This window comes from Ciceribacter thiooxidans (assembly GCF_014126615.1).
In the GTDB taxonomy this organism is placed as follows: Bacteria; Pseudomonadota; Alphaproteobacteria; order Rhizobiales; family Rhizobiaceae; genus Allorhizobium; species Allorhizobium thiooxidans.
This window is the reverse complement of the sequence record NZ_CP059896.1, coordinates 794,423-810,980: the sequence shown is the minus strand read 5'-3', so window position 1 is coordinate 810,980 and position 16,558 is coordinate 794,423. Positions and strand designations below refer to the sequence as shown.

Here is a 16,558-nt window from a genome sequence, read left to right as displayed (position 1 = left end):
GCGCTCCAGACGTTGATTTACCTGAAACGTCAGCCTAATATTTCGCGCGCAAAGCGCTTTGGAGGGCCTTGCAGGCAGCCTTTACCAAACCCAAGTAAACCGCTTGAAGTGCCTTCGGGAAGAATTGTCGGTCGCGTTCAGAGAAGATATACGGCTTCCGTAAAGAGTTACGGAACTCCCGCCGGACTTCTACGGCCATTCTCCGGTTTTAGAACAGTGAATTTCTTGAAGTTGAACCTCGGAAGGGACAGATGAGTCGATACCTGAACACGACGGCCGTGCTGCTGGCACTGGGCACCGTTCTCGCGCCGCTGACCGCAACCGCCGAGGAGGCACCGGCCGCCAAGACCGAACAGATCCTGCCGTCCATCGTCGTCACCGAGGCGAAAGTGCAAAAGCTGGTCGATCGGGTCGTTGCGACAGGCACCATCAAACCGGTCGAGGAGATCTATGTCCAGCCGCAGGTCGAAGGGCTTTCGATCCGCTCGCTCGAGGCAGATGTCGGTGACCGTGTGGAAGCCGGCGGCATACTCGCCCGTCTCTCCGACGACAGCCTGCTGCTGCAAAAGAGCCAGCTCGTCGCGACCAGGGCCAAGGCGGAAGCAGCGCTCGCCCAGTACCGGGCCCAGTTGAGGGATGCCGAAGCGAATGCTGCCGAGGCCGAGCGGCAGTACAAGCGGGCGACCACGCTCGGCAAGTCCGGCACCGTCTCCACCTCGCAGATCGAGCAGGCGGAAACCGCCGCGACCAGCGCCAGGGCCAAGGCCAGCAGCACAGAGCAGGCGATCGCGATCGCCGAAGCCGACATCAAGGTCGTCGACAGCCAGATCGCCGACATCGACCTGAAACTCGCACGTACCGATATCAAGACCCCGGCCGCGGGTGTCGTCGCCTCGCGCACCGCCAAGATCGGCGCGATTGCGAGCGGTGCCGGCCAGCCACTCTTCACCGTCATCCGTGACGGCCAGATCGAGCTGGTCGCCGATGTCTCCGAAACCGATGTCCTGAAGATGAAGGTGGGCCAGAAGGCCAACATCACCGTCGCCGGCGGCAGCTCGACGCTCACCGGAACCGTTCGGCTGATTGCCCCGGTCGTCGACCAGCAGACCCGCCTCGGCGCCGTGCATATTGCGATCGACGACGATTCCGGCGCACGCGCCGGCATGTATGCCAAGGCCGCCATCATCGTCGAGGAGGCGACCACGCTTGCCCTTCCCCTCGCCTCCGTGACCACAGAGCGCGGCACCTCCTTCGCCCGCAAGGTCGAGGGCGGCGTCGTCAAGCAGACGGCGATCGAGGTCGGCATCCAGGACGACGGCTTCGTGCAGGTCGTCAGCGGACTGAAGGAAGGCGACGAGGTCGTCGCCAAGGCCGGCGCCTTCGTCGGAGACGGCGACCACATCAATCCCGTGCGCGAACAGCAAGCTGCAGTGTCGAACTGACCCGAGGTTAACCCATGAACTTCTCCGCCTGGTCGATCCGCAACCCGATTGCGCCGCTGCTCGCCTTCGCCCTTCTGGTGATCGTCGGTCTGCAGTCGTTCTACACGCTGCCGATCACCCGCTTTCCGAACATCGACGTGCCGGTGGTGGCGATCACGATCACCCAGAGCGGCGCCTCGCCTGCCGAACTGGAGATGCAGGTCACCAAGGAGATCGAGGATGCCGTCGCGTCGATCAGCGGCATCGACGAGATCCAGTCGACGGTGACAGACGGCCAGTCCCAGACGGTCGTCGTGTTCCGCATCGAGAAGCCGACCGGCGAGGCCGTCCAGGACACCAAGGACGCGATCGACAAGGTTCGTGGCTCCTTGCCGGCCGGCATCGACGAGCCGATCGTCTCCAAGGTCGACGTCGAGGGGCAGGCCATCCAGACCTTCGCCGTCTCCTCACCCAACATGACGCTCGAGGAGCTCTCCTGGTTCGTCGACGACACGATCAAGCGCTCGTTGCAGGGCGAGCCCGGCATCGGCCGGATCGACCGCTACGGCGGCTCCGATCGCGAAATCCTGGTCTCGCTGAACGCCGACCGCCTCGATGCCCACGGCATCACGGCGGCGGACGTCAACGCACAGCTTCGCGGCACCAACCTCGATCTCGGTTCCGGCCGCGGCCAGGTCGCCGGCAACGAGCAGACGATCCGCACGCTGGGCGACGCCAAGGACGTGGCCCGACTGGCGGAAACGACGATCGCGCTTCCGAACGGACGCTTCGTCAAGCTCGCCGACCTCGGTACGATCAAGGACACCTACGAGGAGCCGAAGTCGTTCTCGCGCTTCAACGGCACGCCGTCGGTCACCTTCGCGGTCTTCCGCGCAAAGGGCGCCAGCGAAGTCTCCGTGGCGGAAACCGTCGCCAAGAAGCTCGATCAGGTTCGGGAAGCCCATCCCGACGTCAAGATCGAGATGGTCGACGACTCCGTCTACTTCACCTATGGCAACTACGAAGCGGCACTCCACACGCTGATGGAAGGCTCGATCCTCGCCGTCATCGTGGTGTTCCTCTTCCTCCACAACTGGCGTGCGACTCTGATTGCCGCGGTCGCCCTACCGCTCTCGGCCATTCCCACCTTCTGGGTGATGGATCTCATGGGCTTCTCGCTGAACCTCGTGAGCTTCCTCGCGCTCACGCTCGCGACCGGGATCCTGGTCGATGACGCGATCGTGGAGATCGAGAACATCGCCCGCCACATCAAGCTCGGTAAGACGCCCTATCGGGCGGCGATCGAGGCCGCCGACGAAATCGGCCTCGCCGTCATCGCGACGAGCTTCACGATCATCGCCGTCTTCGTGCCCGTGTCCTTCATGCCCGGCATCGGCGGACAGTACTTCATCCAGTTCGGCCTGACGGTCGCCTTCTCGGTGCTGTTCTCGCTTCTCGTCGCCCGCTTCATCACGCCGCTGATGGCAGCCTATCTGATGCGCGCGGAAGACGGCATGGAGGACCATCACGACAACGACAGCCGTCTGATGAAGACCTACACCCGGCTGGTGACAGGAACGACGAGCAAGTGGTATTCGCGCTACGCGACGCTTGCCGGCGCGATCCTCTTCCTCATCGGCTCCATGGCGCTGCTGTCGCAGGTACCGGGCAGTTTCATGCCGCCGGACGATTCTTCCCGCATCGTGCTCTCGGTCGAACTGCCGCCGAATGCCACGCTCGAGGAAACCTCCGCCGCCAGCGAGAAGGTCTATGAGGCCGTTCGTGACCTCGAGGGTGTCGAAAGCGTCTTCGTCCTCGGCGGCGCCTCGCCCAAGGGCGATCTTGAACTGCGCCGCGCGACGGTCCGCATTATCCTGCAGAATATCGACCATTCGCTGGTGAAGGTTCTCGTGAACAAGGGTCTCGGTTCGCTGCCCCTGATCGGCTCCTACCTGCCGAAAATCGAGGAAAAGGGCCGCACCCGTCCGCAATGGGAGGTCGAGAAGGAAGTCTTCGCCAAGGTCCGTTCGATCCCGGACGTTCGCATCTCCAAGGTGAACGACCGCGCCGAGCGTGAACTCACGTTCAACTTCCTCTCCACCAACGAACAGGACCTGAACGACGCCGTTCGTCTCCTGGAATCGCGCCTGCGTGCCTCGCCGATCCTCGCCAATGTCAGCTCGGAAGGTGCCCTGCCCCGGCCCGAACTGCAGATCCGTCCGCACAAGGACGAGATCGCCCGCCTCGGCATCACGCCGCAGCAGATCGCCCAGACCGTGCGCGTCGCCACCATCGGCGATATCGATGCGCAGTTGACCAAGATCTCGCTCGACGACCGGCAAATCCCGATCCGGGTGCAGATGGCGCTCGACGTCCGGCGTGACCTCGCCGCGATCCGGGCCCTGAAGGTGCAGACCGCGACCGGCCAGACCGTGCCGCTCTACAGCATCGCCGATGTCGACTACTCGGAAGGCCCGAGCTCGATCAAGCGCAATGCCCGCAGTCGCGTCGTGGCGATCGGCTCAGACGTTCCGCAGGGCACCGCGCTCGATACGGCGACGGCGGAGTTCAAGCGCATCGTCGACGAGACGAAGCTGCCGCCGACGGTGCGTCTGGCAGAAAGCGGTGATGCCAAGATCCAGGCCGAGATGACCGCGAGCTTCGGCAATGCAATGCTGATGGGCCTGATGCTGGTTCTCGTCGTGCTGATCCTGCTTTTCAAGGACGTGATCCAGCCCTTCACCATCCTGTTCTCGCTGCCGCTCGCGATCGGTGGAGTGGCAGTGGCGCTGATCATCACCCAGAATGCACTCTCCATGCCGGTGCTGATCGGCATCCTGATGCTGATGGGGATCGTCACGAAGAACGCCATCCTGCTGGTGGACTTCGCGATCGAGATGCGCAACCGCGGCATGAGCCGCGTCCAGGCGATGGTGGAAGCCGGCCGCAAGCGCGCCCGGCCGATCATCATGACCTCGATCGCCATGTCTGCCGGCATGTTGCCGTCCGCGATGGGCGTCGGCGAAGGTGGCTCCTTCCGCGCGCCGATGGCGATCGCGGTGATCGGCGGCATCATCGTCTCGACGGCACTCAGCCTTCTGGTCGTGCCCGCTTTCTTCCTGATCATGGACGACCTCTCCCACCTGCTCGGCTGGATCTTCGGCCGCCTCGTCGGCCGCAAGGAAGAAGAGGAAGAGACACTCAGCCGCGAAGAACTCAGCGTGCGCACCCGCAGGAACAACGAGGCGCTGACTTCGATCGAGCAGCGTCTGGCCAGCATCGAAAAGCGGGCTTCCGGCGGGACGCCGGCGCCGGCGGATTCGAACAAGCTCGTGCCGATCCGGCCGCTCGCCGCCGAGTAAGGGCCTACATCCACACCGCAAATGGGAAAAGAGCCGGGAGACCGGCTCTTTTTCGTTGTCAGACAGGCTCATCGCGGCCGATTTTTCGCAGATCGGCACGACGCGATTGATCGAAATCAAATGATCACTTCCCGGCGTTGCTTATCCTGCCTCGCACTGGGGAATGAGTGCAGCGTAGGTCGTTTCCCGGTTTTGGGAGTGAGGCTTGGTCGGCCCCTCGCCGCGGATTGCCCGCGGCAGTGGAACGGCGGCTCGGGCGGACGGCAACGCACGGCCGAGGACTGCCGACGACGTGTACGGCTCGGACGGAGACCACTCCCAGCGAAGCCGGATCGACGACCATCTTCCAGAAACCGGCAACGAGCCCTGCGTCTGCCACGCAAGGCCGGCAGGAATGGTGATACCTGTGAACAAGACATTGAAGCTGAACACACGCGACAAGAACATATTGCTGAGAAGTTCCTTCATGGAGTCTCTCGGTCCTGTCTCGATGGCACGGATGCTCGACCTTGCGACCGTCACCAATTTCGAGGCGCGAGACATTCTCTTCCGGGAAGGCGAGGTTGCGGAATACTTCTACTGCTCCCTGACCGGCTATGTGCGGCTCTACCGGCTGAACAGGGACGGTCGCGAGGCGGACATCCGCATCTGCGGACCGGGAGATACGTTCGCCGAATGCCTGCTCGCCTGTGGCGATCGCTACCTCTACAACGCCCAGGCAGCGGAAAACGTCGTGGTGGCGCGTTTCGAACTGCAGAAGGTGCGCCAGCTCGCCGAGCAGGAAAAGGACGTGGCGAAGGCCGTGATCCAGTGCCTGTCCGCTCATCTGCGCAGCAGCATGGATTGCATCGCCAACGACCGGCTGCAGACGGCACCGCAGCGCGTCGCCCATTATCTGCTCGACAACTGCCCGCAGGACGGCAGCTCCGCCTCGATCCGCCTCCCCTTCCAGAAGAGCTTGCTCGCCGGCAAGCTCGGGCTGGCGCCGGAGGCCCTGTCGCGCGCCTTTTCCTCTCTCCGCCGGGCGGGCGTGACGGTGCGCGGGCGTATCATCCAGATCAGCGACATCAGCGCGCTGAAGCAGATCTGAAACGCGATCTGTCCGCAACGACAGCCGGCGATCAGAGGCCGCCGGTTTCCTTGATGAACTGCACGATATCTTCCACACCCGCTCCGCGCTTCATGTCCGAGAAGACATGCGGCTTGGCATTGCGCATCCGCCGGGCGTCGCGATCCATCACGTCGAGATCGACCTCGACGTAAGGGGCGAGATCCTTCTTGTTGATTACCAGGAGATCCGAGCGGGTAATGCCCGGGCCGCCCTTGCGCGGGATTTCCTCGCCCTGGCAGACGGAGATCACGTAGATCGTCAAATCGGCGAGATCGGGCGAGAACGTCGCCGCCAGATTGTCGCCGCCCGATTCGATGAAGACGACGTCGAGATCGGGAAAGCGCCGATTGAGATCGGCGATCGCCTGCAGGTTGATCGTCGCATCCTCGCGGATCGCCGTGTGCGGGCAGCCGCCGGTCTCGACACCAACGACACGGTCCGAGGAAAGCGCCTGCATGCGCACGAGCGCGTCGGCATCCTCGCGCGTATAGATGTCGTTGGTGACGACGGCGACCGAATAGTCGGCGCGCAGCGCCTTGCAGAGCTTTTCGGTGAGCGCCGTCTTGCCGGAGCCCACAGGGCCGCCGATGCCGATGCGCAGAGGACCGTTTGCCGATTTCATGCCGTGTATCCCGTTGCAAGAAGAGTGAAGCCCGCGCCGATCACCAGGCAGAGCGGTCCATAGTAGCGCCGGTCGAGCCTCGCAAAAGGTTGCTGCGGAACCCGTGCTCGCCACGCCGGCAGATAAGCGGCGACGCCGCGGGCAAGAAAGACAAAAGCAAGGACCATGCCAGCGAAGGTGAGCGACCAGCGCCAGAACGGCCAGACACTGAGCGAGGCGAGTGCAAGCGCGACATAGGCCGCGACAGCGAGCGCGACCGCAACCAGCACCGCGGCCGCAGGCGGCGGCATTTGCTCTTGTCCCTTGAAGCCGACCACCATCCGCACGAGCTCCCGCTCGCTCGCGGCCGGAAAGGTCGATCCCGCGGCCCAGGCGAGATGCAGGGCAGCAATCGCCAGAAGCAGGACGGCGAGGAGAAGGGCGAGCGCGGTCATGAGAGGAACAGCCTCGAATGCTGGGTCTCGTGCCGGAGGCTCATCTGGTCGGCGACGAGCGTTGCACTGCCGAGATCCTCGAGCGTCGACGATGCAGCCTTCCCGGCCTGCTCGGCGACAACCTCTTCCAGCGCCGAGAGAAGCGCGACACCCCGGCTCTGCCCGAGGACGCCGAGACGGATCGCCGCCGAGACGAGTTGCGACACCGCAGCGTGGAGAAAGGCGGCAACGGTCTCGGCAAGGCGGACACCGTTCGAGGCAGCAACGGCGCCGACGGCGACGCTGTAGGCCGTCCCGTCACCGAGCACATCCGGAACAGAGCCGGGCCAGGCGTCTGCTGCCGCAAGGAAGGCGCCACCCTGCCGCGAGATTTCGACATGACGTTCGGCCGATCCGGCGAGAGCCGTTGCGAGTTCGGCGACCTCCCGCAGCCGTTCATCGTCGGCCACGGAGCGGTAAGCCTCCGCAAGCAGCACCGCATCGTTCCGCAAGCTGCCGTTTCGAAGCAGGGTCAGGAGCCAGTCCTTCAACGTCTCGGCCGACGATACGTGTCCCGCCTGTACCGCGGCTTCGAGGCCGCCGGAATAGGCAAAGCCTCCGACCGGGAAGGCCGGCGAAAGCCAGGCCATCAGCCGCAACAGGCCCTCGACTGCAGGGCGTTCACGCATCGGCGCTCACTCGTGACCGCCATGCCCGTGGCCGTGGTTGTCGCCATGGGTGTGATAGGCCCCTCGCATCGGCTGGAAGGCTTCGACGATCTCCACCACCCGCGCGCCGAGGAGTTCGATCATCTCCCGGATCACCCGGTCGCGCAGGATGAGGATGCGATCCGCCTCGATCTGCGCCGACATGTGGCGGTTGCCGAGGTGCCAGGCGAGTTCGGCCAGGTGCAGAGCGTCGCGCGGAACGATCTCGTAGAGCGACTCCTTCGCCGCCCGGATCTCGACCTGGTCGCCGTTGTCGAGCACCAGCCGGTCGCCGTCGCCGAAGACCACCGGCTCTTTGAGGTCGAGCATGACCATGTCACCATCGGCGAGATGAAGTAGCTTCCGCCTCAGGTGCCGCTCGTCATGGGCGAGCACCACCGTGCCTATGGGAGCGGTGACAGAAGTTCCGGCCGAGAGATAGGTCGTGATGCGCTGCATGGCTAATCCGAATTGACTACCCTGAAAATGCAGAATTTGGACGTACCCCGCAACAGGGAAGTTGTGCTCGTGACACGCCTGACGGCTTTTCCGCGAGAATACGAAAAGGGCGCCGGCCAGCCGGCCGACGCCCTCGAAACCAGGAGCGGCGAAAGCCTCAGGCGGCCTTCTTTTCCTGCAGTTTCGCCAGGATGTTCTGCGGCGAGGAAACGCCGTAGGGATCGCTCTCGCAATTGTCGGAGAAGCCTTCTTCCTCGAACCACTGCTCAATCGCACCGTTGTTGATGATCGCCGCATAGCGCCAGGAGCGCATGCCAAAGCCGAGGTTGTCCTTGCGGACCAGCATACCCATCTTGCGGGTGAACTCGCCGGAGCCGTCGGGGATCAGCTTGACGTTTTCGAGGTTCTGCTGCTTGCCCCAGGCGTTCATCACGAAGGCGTCGTTGACGGAAATGCAGTAGATTTCGTCAATGCCTTCGGCCTTGAACTCGTTGTACATCTTCTCGAAGTCGGGAAGCTGGTAGGTCGAGCAGGTCGGGGTAAATGCGCCCGGCAGCGAGAACAGGATGACCCGCTTGCCCTTGAAGTAGTCGTCTGAGGTGACGTCCTGCCAACGATAGGGGTTCGGACCGCCGACGGACTCGTCACGGACGCGGGTACGGAAGGTGACTTGGGGCACTTTCTTGCCGATCAGCATAGCAATCTCCTTGCATGGGAAACACGTTAGCCGGCGCATCAGGGGGCGGAGCGCCGTACTTGCGAATTAGAACTACACTAAAATTGGTTGCGACGCAGCATGAAACATCGTCGCAGGGCGGATGCATGGCTGGGTTGCGGCAAGCGCATGGCTGAGCTGTCCGCCAGCGTCATCGCCGCCCAATCCTGTATGACCGGCAGTCAGAACAGGAAATACCGCTGCGCCATCGGCAGCTTCGTCGCCGGTTCGCAGGTGAGCAATTCGCCGTCGGCGCGCACTTCATAGGTCTCCGGATCGACCTCGATCTCCGGCGTCAGGTCGTTATGGATCATCGACGCCTTGGAAATGCCCCCGCGGGTATTCCGGACGGCCACCAACTGCTTGGCGACGCCGAGCCGGTTTGCGAGCTCGGCATCCAGCGAGGCCTGGGAGACAAAGGTGACGGAGGAATTGGTCCGCGCCTTGCCGTAGGCGCCGAACATCGGCCGGTAATGCACCGGCTGCGGCGTCGGGATCGAGGCGTTCGGATCGCCCATCGGGGCCGCGACGATCGTCCCGCCCATCAGCACCATGTCCGGCTTGACGCCGAAAAAGGCCGGGTTCCAGAGGACGAGGTCCGCCCGCTTGCCGATCTCGACGGAGCCGATCTCGTGGCTGACGCCGTGGGCGATCGCCGGGTTGATCGTGTACTTGGCGATATAGCGCTTCACCCGTGCATTGTCGTTGTCGCCGGTCTCCTGCGGCAGCCGCCCGCGCTGGCGCTTCATCTTGTCCGCCGTCTGCCAGGTGCGGATCGCCACCTCCCCGACGCGGCCCATCGCCTGGCTGTCGGAGGAGATGATCGAGAAGGCGCCGATGTCGTGGAGAATGTCTTCCGCCGCGATCGTCTCCTTGCGAATACGGCTTTCGGCGAAGGCGATGTCTTCCGGAATCGATGCCGAGAGGTGATGGCAGACCATCAGCATGTCGAGATGCTCGGCGATCGTGTTGACCGTGTAGGGCCGTGTCGGGTTCGTCGAAGACGGGATGACGTTCGCCTGCCCGCAGATGCGGATGATGTCCGGCGCGTGGCCGCCGCCTGCCCCTTCTGTGTGGAAGGCGTGGATCGTCCTGCCCTTGATCGCGCCGATCGAATCCTCGACGAAGCCCGACTCGTTCAGCGTGTCGGTGTGGATCATCACCTGCACATCGTACTGGTCGGCGACCGAGAGGCAGCAGTCGATCGCCGCCGGCGTCGTTCCCCAGTCCTCGTGCAGCTTCAGCGAGGAGGCGCCACCGAGCACCATCTCCTCGAGCGCTCCCGGCAGCGAGGCATTACCCTTGCCGGCGAAGGCGAGATTCATCGGGAAGGCATCCGCCGCCTCGATCATCCGGGCGATATGCCAGGGACCCGGCGTACAGGTGGTGGCGAGTGTCCCGTGGGCAGGTCCGGTACCGCCACCGAGCATGCAGGTGATGCCGGACATCAGCGCCTCCTCGATCTGCTGCGGACAGATGAAGTGGATGTGGCTGTCCATGCCGCCGGCGGTGACGATCTTGCCCTCGCCGGCGATTGCTTCCGTCCCCGGCCCGACGATAATGGTGACGTCCGGCTGCGTGTCGGGATTGCCGGCCTTGCCGATCGCGACGATGCGTCCGTCCTTGAGCCCGATGTCGGCTTTCACGATCCCCCAGTGGTCGACGATCAGCGCATTGGTGATGACCGTGTCGACGGCGCCCGCCGCGCGCGTCACCTGACTCTGGCCCATGCCGTCGCGGATGACCTTGCCGCCGCCGAACTTCACCTCGTCGCCATAGGTCGTGTAATCTTTCTCAACCTCGACGAAGAGTTCGGTATCGGCGAGCCGCACCCTGTCGCCGGTCGTCGGACCGAACATCGAGGCGTAGGCGGCGCGGGACATCTTGTAGGACATCGGATCATGCTCCTTCCAGCGGAGAGACGAAATCGGTGCGCTGCAGGCGGCTGAGCCTGCCCGCGGCAATGTAGGAATCGACGAGACGCCGCTCGGCGGCGAAGGGATGACCATCCCAGCCTTCATGCGAAAAACCGGTCAGGACGACGTCGTCACCGGCGCCTTCTGCCTGCGCGAGGACGCTTGCCACGACGACCATGCCGCTGCTCGGAACGACATAGTCGCCCGGCTCGAACGGCACCAGCGCGGCATCGACCGCCTCGTGCACCGACCGGTCAATGATCACGTGGGCCTTGCCGATATCGGCCGCGAAAGCCGCGAGCGCATCGGTGTAGTCATCGCAGAAATCCGCAAGCTCGGGACGAGTCAGCATCAGCGCAGGATGCAGAGAGCTGAACTTTTCCGGGTCACGGACCGACCATATTTCCCGGCAATCCGTGACCGGGCGGCTCGCCCGCCATTCGGGCGAGGAGAGCATCGTGAGCGCCGGACGGCCGGTATTGCAGACGGCGACGACATCTGTGCGGTTGCCGCTCAAGCCGAAATTGCGGCTTTCGTTGAAGCGCACGACTATGTCGGCGGCGTCGATCGCCTCCGCTGCCCCTTGCGGCACCTCACCGTTTCCGACAATGACGATCCGTCTCCCCATCCGCCTGCGGCCCCGTTATTCGACGCCGTTCGCGAGTTCTTCGAGTTCCTTGGTCCGCTTGGCGGTCAGGTCCTCGAGGCATGAGGCGACGATCGTCGGATACATGCTTCCGCCCCAGACGCTGTAGCCCACCGCATCGCAGTGGTTGTCGCGATACTGGATCCAGGCACGCTGCGCACTGACCAGAGATTCGACCGCACCCTTGTTCCCGGAATCAAGTTCGGCATCCCAGGCGGCCATCACCTTCTTGGTCTTCGCCCACTGCGCATTCAGCGCCTCGTCGGCCTTCTCGTAGTCGCGCTGCGAGCAGACGTTCATATCGAACTGGGTCATCGCGTTTTCGCAGTCGACCTCGGGCTCATCCTCAGCCGCCACCGGCGCGGCGAAGGCGAGGCTAGAGAGAAGGGCCGCGGCCAGACCGTGGCGGCAAAATCTCAAGAAATTCATGGCGTTTGAAAAACCCTGGCTGAAATGCAGTTAGACCGATGCGCCGTCGAAAGCCTGCGAGGGAAGCGAGCGGGCATCGACGCCGTCGAGCGTGTTGACGTTGAGCGCCACCATCTGTTTTCCGTCCGGCGTCTCCCCGAAGGAGAAGCTCTGGATGCCGCAGGTCTTGCAGAACAGGTGATGGATCAGGTGCTTGTTGAACTGGTATTCGGTGAGATTGTCCTTGCCGGAATTCAGCGTGAAGGCCTCGCGCGGAGCGAAGGCGAGAACCGACCCGAGGCGCCGGCAGCGCGAGCAGTTGCACACCACCGTGTGCCCGAGATCGACGTCGACGTCGAAATCCACCGCCCCGCACTGGCAACTTCCGTGATAATGCAAAACCGCCATCAGAGTGCTCCCATGATCTGTTGTCGAAAACCGTAGACCTCACGCTTGCCCGAAAGCGGGATCAGCGTCACCTGCCGCGTCTGCCCCGGTTCGAAGCGTACCGCTGTTCCGGCCGGGATGTCGAGCCGCATCCCCCTCGCCGTTTCGCGGTCGAAGGAGAGACCGGCATTGGCCTCGAAGAAGTGATAGTGGCTGCCGACCTGCACCGGCCGGTCGCCCGTATTGGAGACCTCGACCGTCACCGTCGGGAGGTCCGCATTGAGTTCGATTTCGCCTTGTGCGGCAATGATTTCGCCGGGGATCATGAATCAGTCCTCCAATGGCTTAACGTATCGGTTCATGCACGGTCACGAGCTTCGTGCCGTCGGGGAAAGTCGCCTCGACCTGCACGTCGTGGATCATCTCGGCGATACCCTCCATCACCTGGTCGCGGGTGATCACGTGCGCCCCCGCCTCCATGAGGTCGGCGACCGAACGCCCGTCGCGTGCGCCTTCCACCACGAAGTCGGTGATGAGCGCGATCGCTTCCGGGTAGTTGAGCTTCACCCCCCGCTCGAGCCGGCGGCGTGCCACCACGGCCGCCATGGCGATCAGGAGTTTGTCTTTTTCTCTCGGCGTGAGGTTCATGCCCGCTCCACTCTTCTTGACGACTGTCAGAGATTCCAGACTTTCGGCATAGTCGCGCCGCTGCGCAAGGCCGAAACGATTGAAACCAATTTTTGTCTGAGCCGGAAGCCGTCGGCGGCGGTCATCCGCACGACCAGCTTGCCCTCCCATTGGCTCGCGCCGCCCGGACCGTCGCCGAGGATCGCGCGCACCTGCGGCAGCAGCGCCTCCGCGAGGGGCCCGACGTAAAGCACGGTGGCGAAGGCGACATCGCCGCCGAGAACCGCGTTCGAGGCGGTCAACGCCGCAATATCGCCGTCGAGGCGGAGTTCCTCGGCATGGATCAGCCGCCCGGCACATCGGATACGCCAGCGGTCGCGCATGAGGCCGCGGGAGACGCCCTCGCCCATCGCCTTGCGGCCGAGCAGCACCGCCTCGACGCAAAGGAATTCGGCGGTCGGATCGAGGTCGACTTCCAGCCGGCGGGTGAGTGAGGCGTTGTCGAAGAGGATCGTTTCCTGCGGCAGCCAGTGGACGCGCGCGCCCGCGGCGGCGCTGATCCGCGTCTCGACCGCGGCGGTGCCAAAGGAGGCCTTGTAGATCTTTTCGCAGGCTTGCGTGGTTGCGGTCACGAAGGTGCCGGGACCTGCAGCGACCGACCAGTCCATGCGGTCGCCGCCCGTCAGCCCTCCGCCGGTATTGATGAGCACCGCCTCCAGTTCGGCGGTAAAGGTCTCGGGCAGCCGGATCTTGGCCGCCCCTTCCTGGTAGAGCTCGGCGAGCCGCGTGCGGCCGCCGAGCGCTTTCGTCACAAGCCTTCCGACGCCCCGGGCGCGCTGAGGTCTGATGTCACTTGCCGGTTGCACGTTGTCCCCTGCCCGCCGTCTGTCGTCGCGGCGGTTATTGTGTTCGCGGCGCAAGCTGTCGTGGTCGCCGTTCCGGCCATCAGCTTGCCTCCCGCATTGCGGAAAAATTCCCACATTCTGTCCGTGGCATCAACCTCGCGGACCGTTTCATCCCCATTCGAGGCGAAGCGGAAGCGGATGGTCCGCGCCGGCCAGTCGTGGCTGGCCCCGGCGATCACGTAGGACACCACGTTCGTCCCGCGGCGGCAGCCCGAATAGCTCGAAACCGTCACCTTCTCGCCCGCATCGACGGTCGGGCGGCCTTCACAGCCATTGAGCTCCGCCCAGCGTTCGACCGCGGCCTCGCCACCGTATTGCCAGTAGGGCTGCCCGCCGCCGGCAAACGGATTGACGTGGTCCTTCAAGCCTGAAAACGCGATGATCGAGATCGCCCTGGCCGGATGGCAGCTTTCCTTGTGCGGACGCCAGACGCCATCCTCCTGCTCGGGATAGCCGGCGCGCAGCCCCATCACGAAGCCGGCGGCGGCAAAATCCTCGTGCCCGTCGCAGACATATTGCGACAGCATTCGCCCGCCGCCCGAATAGCCGGACGCATAGATGCGGTCGGGATCGATGCAGAACGTGTCCTTTGCCTTTTCCACGGCATCGCGGATGAACGTGCCTTCGTCGAGGCTACCCTCGCGGCTCACACCCGGCAGCGGCTTCACGCCGGGTACGTTCCAGGCATGGGTGCCGGGCAACGCGCCGTCGAGGCTTCCTTCGAGTGCCATGACGACGAAGTCCTCGCGCTCGGCCACCTCGTCCCAGCGGCTGCGATTGAGCTGGCCGCGCGGATGGCTGTTGGAGCCGTGGAAGTCGAAGACCAGCGGCACCTTGCGGTCGCCGGTATAAGTCGACGGGATGAAATAGACCGCGTGCCGGTCGTGCCCCCGGAACGGATCGTCATGTCGTGACGGCCGGCGGGCACCGGTGTTCCGCAGCCGGTTGCGGCCGATGCATAACCTGTCATGAACGCAAAAAAGAGAAAGCCGGTTGCAAGCAGACCAACGAGGTCTCGCGCCCGCAACGGCTTTCGGACCGTGCCGGATGTCATGGCTGTGCCTTTTGTTAGCAGACGCGGGTAAATACCACGTTCCCCCTCAGCATCAAGCATATATTACTAACATCTCATAAATGATCCACAATACGTCAGACCGTCAGGTGGCGCCGTGCCTCCGGCGTGTCGAGCGTTTCCGCCGTCCCCTCATGGACGATTTCGCCGCGATCCATGATGTAGACGTGATCGGCGAGCTCCCGGCAGAAGTCGAGGTATTGCTCGACGAGCAGGATCGCCATGCCGGTGGTGTCGCGCAGATAGCGGATCGCCCGGCCGATATCCTTGATGATCGACGGCTGGATGCCCTCGGTCGGCTCGTCGAGTACGAGGATCTTCGGCCGCGTCACCATAGCCCTGCCGATCGCGAGCTGCTGCTGCTGCCCGCCCGACAGATCGCCGCCGCGCCGGCCGAGCATGGATTGCAGCACGGGAAAGAGGCTGAAGATGTCGTCCGGTATGAAGCGGTCCTTGCGGGCGAGCGGCGCATAGCCGGTCTCGAGGTTTTCCTTGACCGTCAGCAGCGGAAAGATTTCACGCCCCTGCGGCACGTAGCCGAGACCCATCCGCGCCCGGTTGAACGGCGCCATGCCGTCGAGCTTTGTGCCGTTGAAGGCGATCGTGCCCGCCGACACTGCATGCTGGCCGGTGATGGCACGCAGCAGCGACGACTTGCCGACCCCGTTTCGGCCAAGCACGCAGGTGATCTTGCCCATTTCGGCATTGATCGACACGCCGCGTAGGGCTTGTGCTGCACCGTAATGGAGATTGACGTTTTCGACTGTCAGCATGGCAGACCTCCGGTGGCGGTTGGGGTCTGAAGAGCACCCCCTCTGCCCTGCCGGGCATCTCCCCTCAAGGGGGGAGATCGGAAGACGGCTTGCGCCGCAGACCGACCGAACCGCCGAATATATTACAGGTGATTGAGTGCCCCGAGCGCGGGATGTGGGGAGCTGAACGATTGGCCGCAAATCGATCTCCCCCCTTGAGGGGGAGATGGCCGGCAGGCCAGAGGGGGTATGCTAACCGCAGCATTCGACATGGTCACCTCATCGCCCCAGATAATTCTCGATGACCTTCTGGTCGGCCGAGACGAAATCGATCGACCCTTCGGCGAGCACCGATCCTTCCGCCAGGCACGTCACCTTGACGCCGAGGTCGCGGATGAAGCCCATGTCGTGCTCGACGACGACGACCGAACGCGTTTTGGCGATTTCCTTGAGGAGGACTGCCGTTTCTGCCGTCTCGGCGTCCGTCATGCCGGCGACCGGTTCGTCGACAAGGAGAAGCTTCGGCTCCTGGGCGAGCAGCATGCCGATCTCCAGCCACTGCTTCTGGCCGTGCGAGAGGTTGGCGGCGAGCTCGTCCTTGCGGTGGGTCAGGCGCACCGTCTCCAGGATCTCCTCGATACGCGCCTTGTCCTCGGCCGTCAGTCGATAGAAGAGCGTCGCAAAGACCCCGCGTTTGCGGTTGAGCGCCAGTTCCAGGTTGTCCCAGACGGTGTGGCTTTCGAACACCGTCGGCTTCTGGAACTTGCGGCCGATGCCGAGCTGGGCAATTTCGGCTTCGTCCTTCTTCGTCAGGTCGATCTTCCCGCCGTCGAAGAAGACTTCACCTTCATCGGGACGCGTCTTGCCGGTGATGATGTCCATCATCGTCGTCTTGCCGGCACCGTTCGGGCCGATGATCGCGCGAAGCTCGCCGGGTTCAACGATGAACGACAGGGAATTCAGCGCCTTGAAGCCGTCGAAGGAAACGGACACACCATCGAGATAGAGCAGGCTGGAGGTGGTCTTGTCGCTCAT

The 16,558-nt window shown here is 63.8% G+C and carries 18 protein-coding genes; 3 read left to right on the top strand and 15 right to left on the bottom strand.

Annotation, left to right across the window (positions count from 1 at the left end; translation table 11 throughout):
- The first annotated feature begins 251 nt into the window (after positions 1 to 251).
- The 3 genes from H4I97_RS03745 to H4I97_RS03735 all read left to right on the top strand — a co-directional run bounded on the left by H4I97_RS03745 (position 252) and on the right by H4I97_RS03735 (position 5,873).
- Positions 252 to 1,442: an efflux RND transporter periplasmic adaptor subunit gene (locus H4I97_RS03745; RefSeq protein WP_182306599.1), complete on the top strand. Its 1,191-nt coding sequence runs from the start codon at positions 252 to 254 to the stop codon at positions 1,440 to 1,442.
- Positions 1,443 to 1,456: 14 nt separating this feature from the next.
- Positions 1,457 to 4,783: an efflux RND transporter permease subunit gene (locus H4I97_RS03740; RefSeq protein ID WP_182306598.1), complete on the top strand. Its 3,327-nt coding sequence runs from the start codon at positions 1,457 to 1,459 to the stop codon at positions 4,781 to 4,783.
- Between the two features lie 400 nt (positions 4,784 to 5,183).
- Positions 5,184 to 5,873, top strand: coding sequence for a Crp/Fnr family transcriptional regulator (locus tag H4I97_RS03735; protein ID WP_244658756.1), 690 nt, complete (start codon positions 5,184 to 5,186; stop codon positions 5,871 to 5,873).
- A gap of 31 nt (positions 5,874 to 5,904) precedes the next feature.
- On the opposite strand, the gene ureG is transcribed toward H4I97_RS03735, so the two are convergent.
- The 15 genes from ureG to urtD all read right to left on the bottom strand — a co-directional run bounded on the left by ureG (position 5,905) and on the right by urtD (position 16,558).
- Positions 5,905 to 6,516: an urease accessory protein UreG gene (gene ureG / locus H4I97_RS03730; RefSeq protein ID WP_182306596.1), complete on the bottom strand. Its 612-nt coding sequence runs from the start codon at positions 6,514 to 6,516 to the stop codon at positions 5,905 to 5,907.
- Complete coding sequence (locus H4I97_RS03725; RefSeq protein WP_182306595.1) at positions 6,513 to 6,950, bottom strand: DUF3995 domain-containing protein; 438 nt, start codon at positions 6,948 to 6,950, stop codon at positions 6,513 to 6,515. The genes ureG and H4I97_RS03725 overlap by 4 nt, the downstream gene beginning before the upstream one ends.
- A complete protein-coding gene (locus H4I97_RS03720; RefSeq protein ID WP_244658705.1) occupies positions 6,947 to 7,618 on the bottom strand; it encodes an urease accessory protein UreF in 672 nt (223 codons plus the stop codon). The genes H4I97_RS03725 and H4I97_RS03720 overlap by 4 nt, the downstream gene beginning before the upstream one ends.
- A 6-nt stretch (positions 7,619 to 7,624) precedes the next feature.
- Positions 7,625 to 8,095, bottom strand: a complete 471-nt coding sequence (gene ureE / locus H4I97_RS03715) for an urease accessory protein UreE (protein WP_182306594.1) — start codon at positions 8,093 to 8,095, stop codon at positions 7,625 to 7,627.
- A 157-nt stretch (positions 8,096 to 8,252) separates the two neighbouring features.
- Entirely contained in the window at positions 8,253 to 8,789 is a 537-nt protein-coding gene (locus H4I97_RS03710) for a peroxiredoxin (protein ID WP_182307533.1), read from the bottom strand.
- A gap of 203 nt (positions 8,790 to 8,992) precedes the next feature.
- The gene (ureC, locus tag H4I97_RS03705) at positions 8,993 to 10,705 is read right to left on the bottom strand and encodes an urease subunit alpha (protein WP_182306593.1); all 1,713 of its coding nucleotides are present in this window, start codon (positions 10,703 to 10,705) and stop codon (positions 8,993 to 8,995) included.
- 4 nt (positions 10,706 to 10,709) lie between these two features.
- Complete coding sequence (locus tag H4I97_RS03700; RefSeq protein WP_182306592.1) at positions 10,710 to 11,354, bottom strand: Urease operon accessory protein; 645 nt, start codon at positions 11,352 to 11,354, stop codon at positions 10,710 to 10,712.
- A 15-nt stretch (positions 11,355 to 11,369) separates the two neighbouring features.
- Positions 11,370 to 11,801 carry a lysozyme inhibitor LprI family protein gene (locus H4I97_RS03695; protein WP_182306591.1) on the bottom strand — a complete coding sequence of 144 codons (432 nt, stop codon included), beginning with the start codon at positions 11,799 to 11,801 and terminating at the stop codon, positions 11,370 to 11,372.
- Between the two features lie 30 nt (positions 11,802 to 11,831).
- A complete protein-coding gene (locus H4I97_RS03690; protein WP_182306590.1) occupies positions 11,832 to 12,188 on the bottom strand; it encodes a GFA family protein in 357 nt (118 codons plus the stop codon).
- On the bottom strand, positions 12,188 to 12,493 hold the full coding sequence (locus tag H4I97_RS03685) for an urease subunit beta (RefSeq protein ID WP_182306589.1): 306 nt from the start codon (positions 12,491 to 12,493) through the stop codon (positions 12,188 to 12,190). Before H4I97_RS03685 ends, H4I97_RS03690 begins: the two co-directional genes overlap by 1 nt.
- A gap of 19 nt (positions 12,494 to 12,512) precedes the next feature.
- The gene (locus H4I97_RS03680) at positions 12,513 to 12,815 is read right to left on the bottom strand and encodes an urease subunit gamma (protein WP_182306588.1); all 303 of its coding nucleotides are present in this window, start codon (positions 12,813 to 12,815) and stop codon (positions 12,513 to 12,515) included.
- A gap of 26 nt (positions 12,816 to 12,841) precedes the next feature.
- Positions 12,842 to 13,660 carry an urease accessory protein UreD gene (locus H4I97_RS03675; protein ID WP_182306587.1) on the bottom strand — a complete coding sequence of 273 codons (819 nt, stop codon included), beginning with the start codon at positions 13,658 to 13,660 and terminating at the stop codon, positions 12,842 to 12,844.
- On the bottom strand, positions 13,603 to 14,532 hold the full coding sequence (locus H4I97_RS03670; RefSeq protein WP_244658704.1) for a CE1 family esterase: 930 nt from the start codon (positions 14,530 to 14,532) through the stop codon (positions 13,603 to 13,605). The genes H4I97_RS03675 and H4I97_RS03670 overlap by 58 nt, the downstream gene beginning before the upstream one ends.
- Before the next feature lie 316 nt (positions 14,533 to 14,848).
- On the bottom strand, positions 14,849 to 15,544 hold the full coding sequence (urtE, locus tag H4I97_RS03665) for an urea ABC transporter ATP-binding subunit UrtE (protein WP_182306586.1): 696 nt from the start codon (positions 15,542 to 15,544) through the stop codon (positions 14,849 to 14,851).
- 258 nt (positions 15,545 to 15,802) lie between these two features.
- Positions 15,803 to 16,558, bottom strand: coding sequence for an urea ABC transporter ATP-binding protein UrtD (gene urtD, locus H4I97_RS03660; protein ID WP_182306585.1), 756 nt, complete (start codon positions 16,556 to 16,558; stop codon positions 15,803 to 15,805).

Bases quoted from the DNA above. Each gene is read 5' to 3' on its own strand.
- H4I97_RS03745 (WP_182306599.1), top strand. From the start codon at position 252: ATGAGTCGATACCTGAACACGACGGCCGTGCTGCTGGCACTGGGCACC.
- H4I97_RS03740 (WP_182306598.1), top strand. From the start codon at position 1,457: ATGAACTTCTCCGCCTGGTCGATCCGCAACCCGATTGCGCCGCTGCTC.
- ureG (WP_182306596.1), bottom strand. From the start codon at position 6,516: ATGAAATCGGCAAACGGTCCTCTGCGCATCGGCATCGGCGGCCCTGTG.
- H4I97_RS03725 (WP_182306595.1), bottom strand. From the start codon at position 6,950: ATGACCGCGCTCGCCCTTCTCCTCGCCGTCCTGCTTCTGGCGATTGCT.
- H4I97_RS03720 (WP_244658705.1), bottom strand. From the start codon at position 7,618: ATGCGTGAACGCCCTGCAGTCGAGGGCCTGTTGCGGCTGATGGCCTGG.
- ureE (WP_182306594.1), bottom strand. From the start codon at position 8,095: ATGCAGCGCATCACGACCTATCTCTCGGCCGGAACTTCTGTCACCGCT.
- ureC (WP_182306593.1), bottom strand. From the start codon at position 10,705: ATGTCCTACAAGATGTCCCGCGCCGCCTACGCCTCGATGTTCGGTCCG.
- H4I97_RS03700 (WP_182306592.1), bottom strand. From the start codon at position 11,354: ATGGGGAGACGGATCGTCATTGTCGGAAACGGTGAGGTGCCGCAAGGG.
- H4I97_RS03695 (WP_182306591.1), bottom strand. From the start codon at position 11,801: ATGAATTTCTTGAGATTTTGCCGCCACGGTCTGGCCGCGGCCCTTCTC.
- H4I97_RS03690 (WP_182306590.1), bottom strand. From the start codon at position 12,188: ATGGCGGTTTTGCATTATCACGGAAGTTGCCAGTGCGGGGCGGTGGAT.
- H4I97_RS03685 (WP_182306589.1), bottom strand. From the start codon at position 12,493: ATGATCCCCGGCGAAATCATTGCCGCACAAGGCGAAATCGAACTCAAT.
- H4I97_RS03680 (WP_182306588.1), bottom strand. From the start codon at position 12,815: ATGAACCTCACGCCGAGAGAAAAAGACAAACTCCTGATCGCCATGGCG.
- urtE (WP_182306586.1), bottom strand. From the start codon at position 15,544: ATGCTGACAGTCGAAAACGTCAATCTCCATTACGGTGCAGCACAAGCC.
- urtD (WP_182306585.1), bottom strand. From the start codon at position 16,558: ATGAGCGACAAGACCACCTCCAGCCTGCTCTATCTCGATGGTGTGTCC.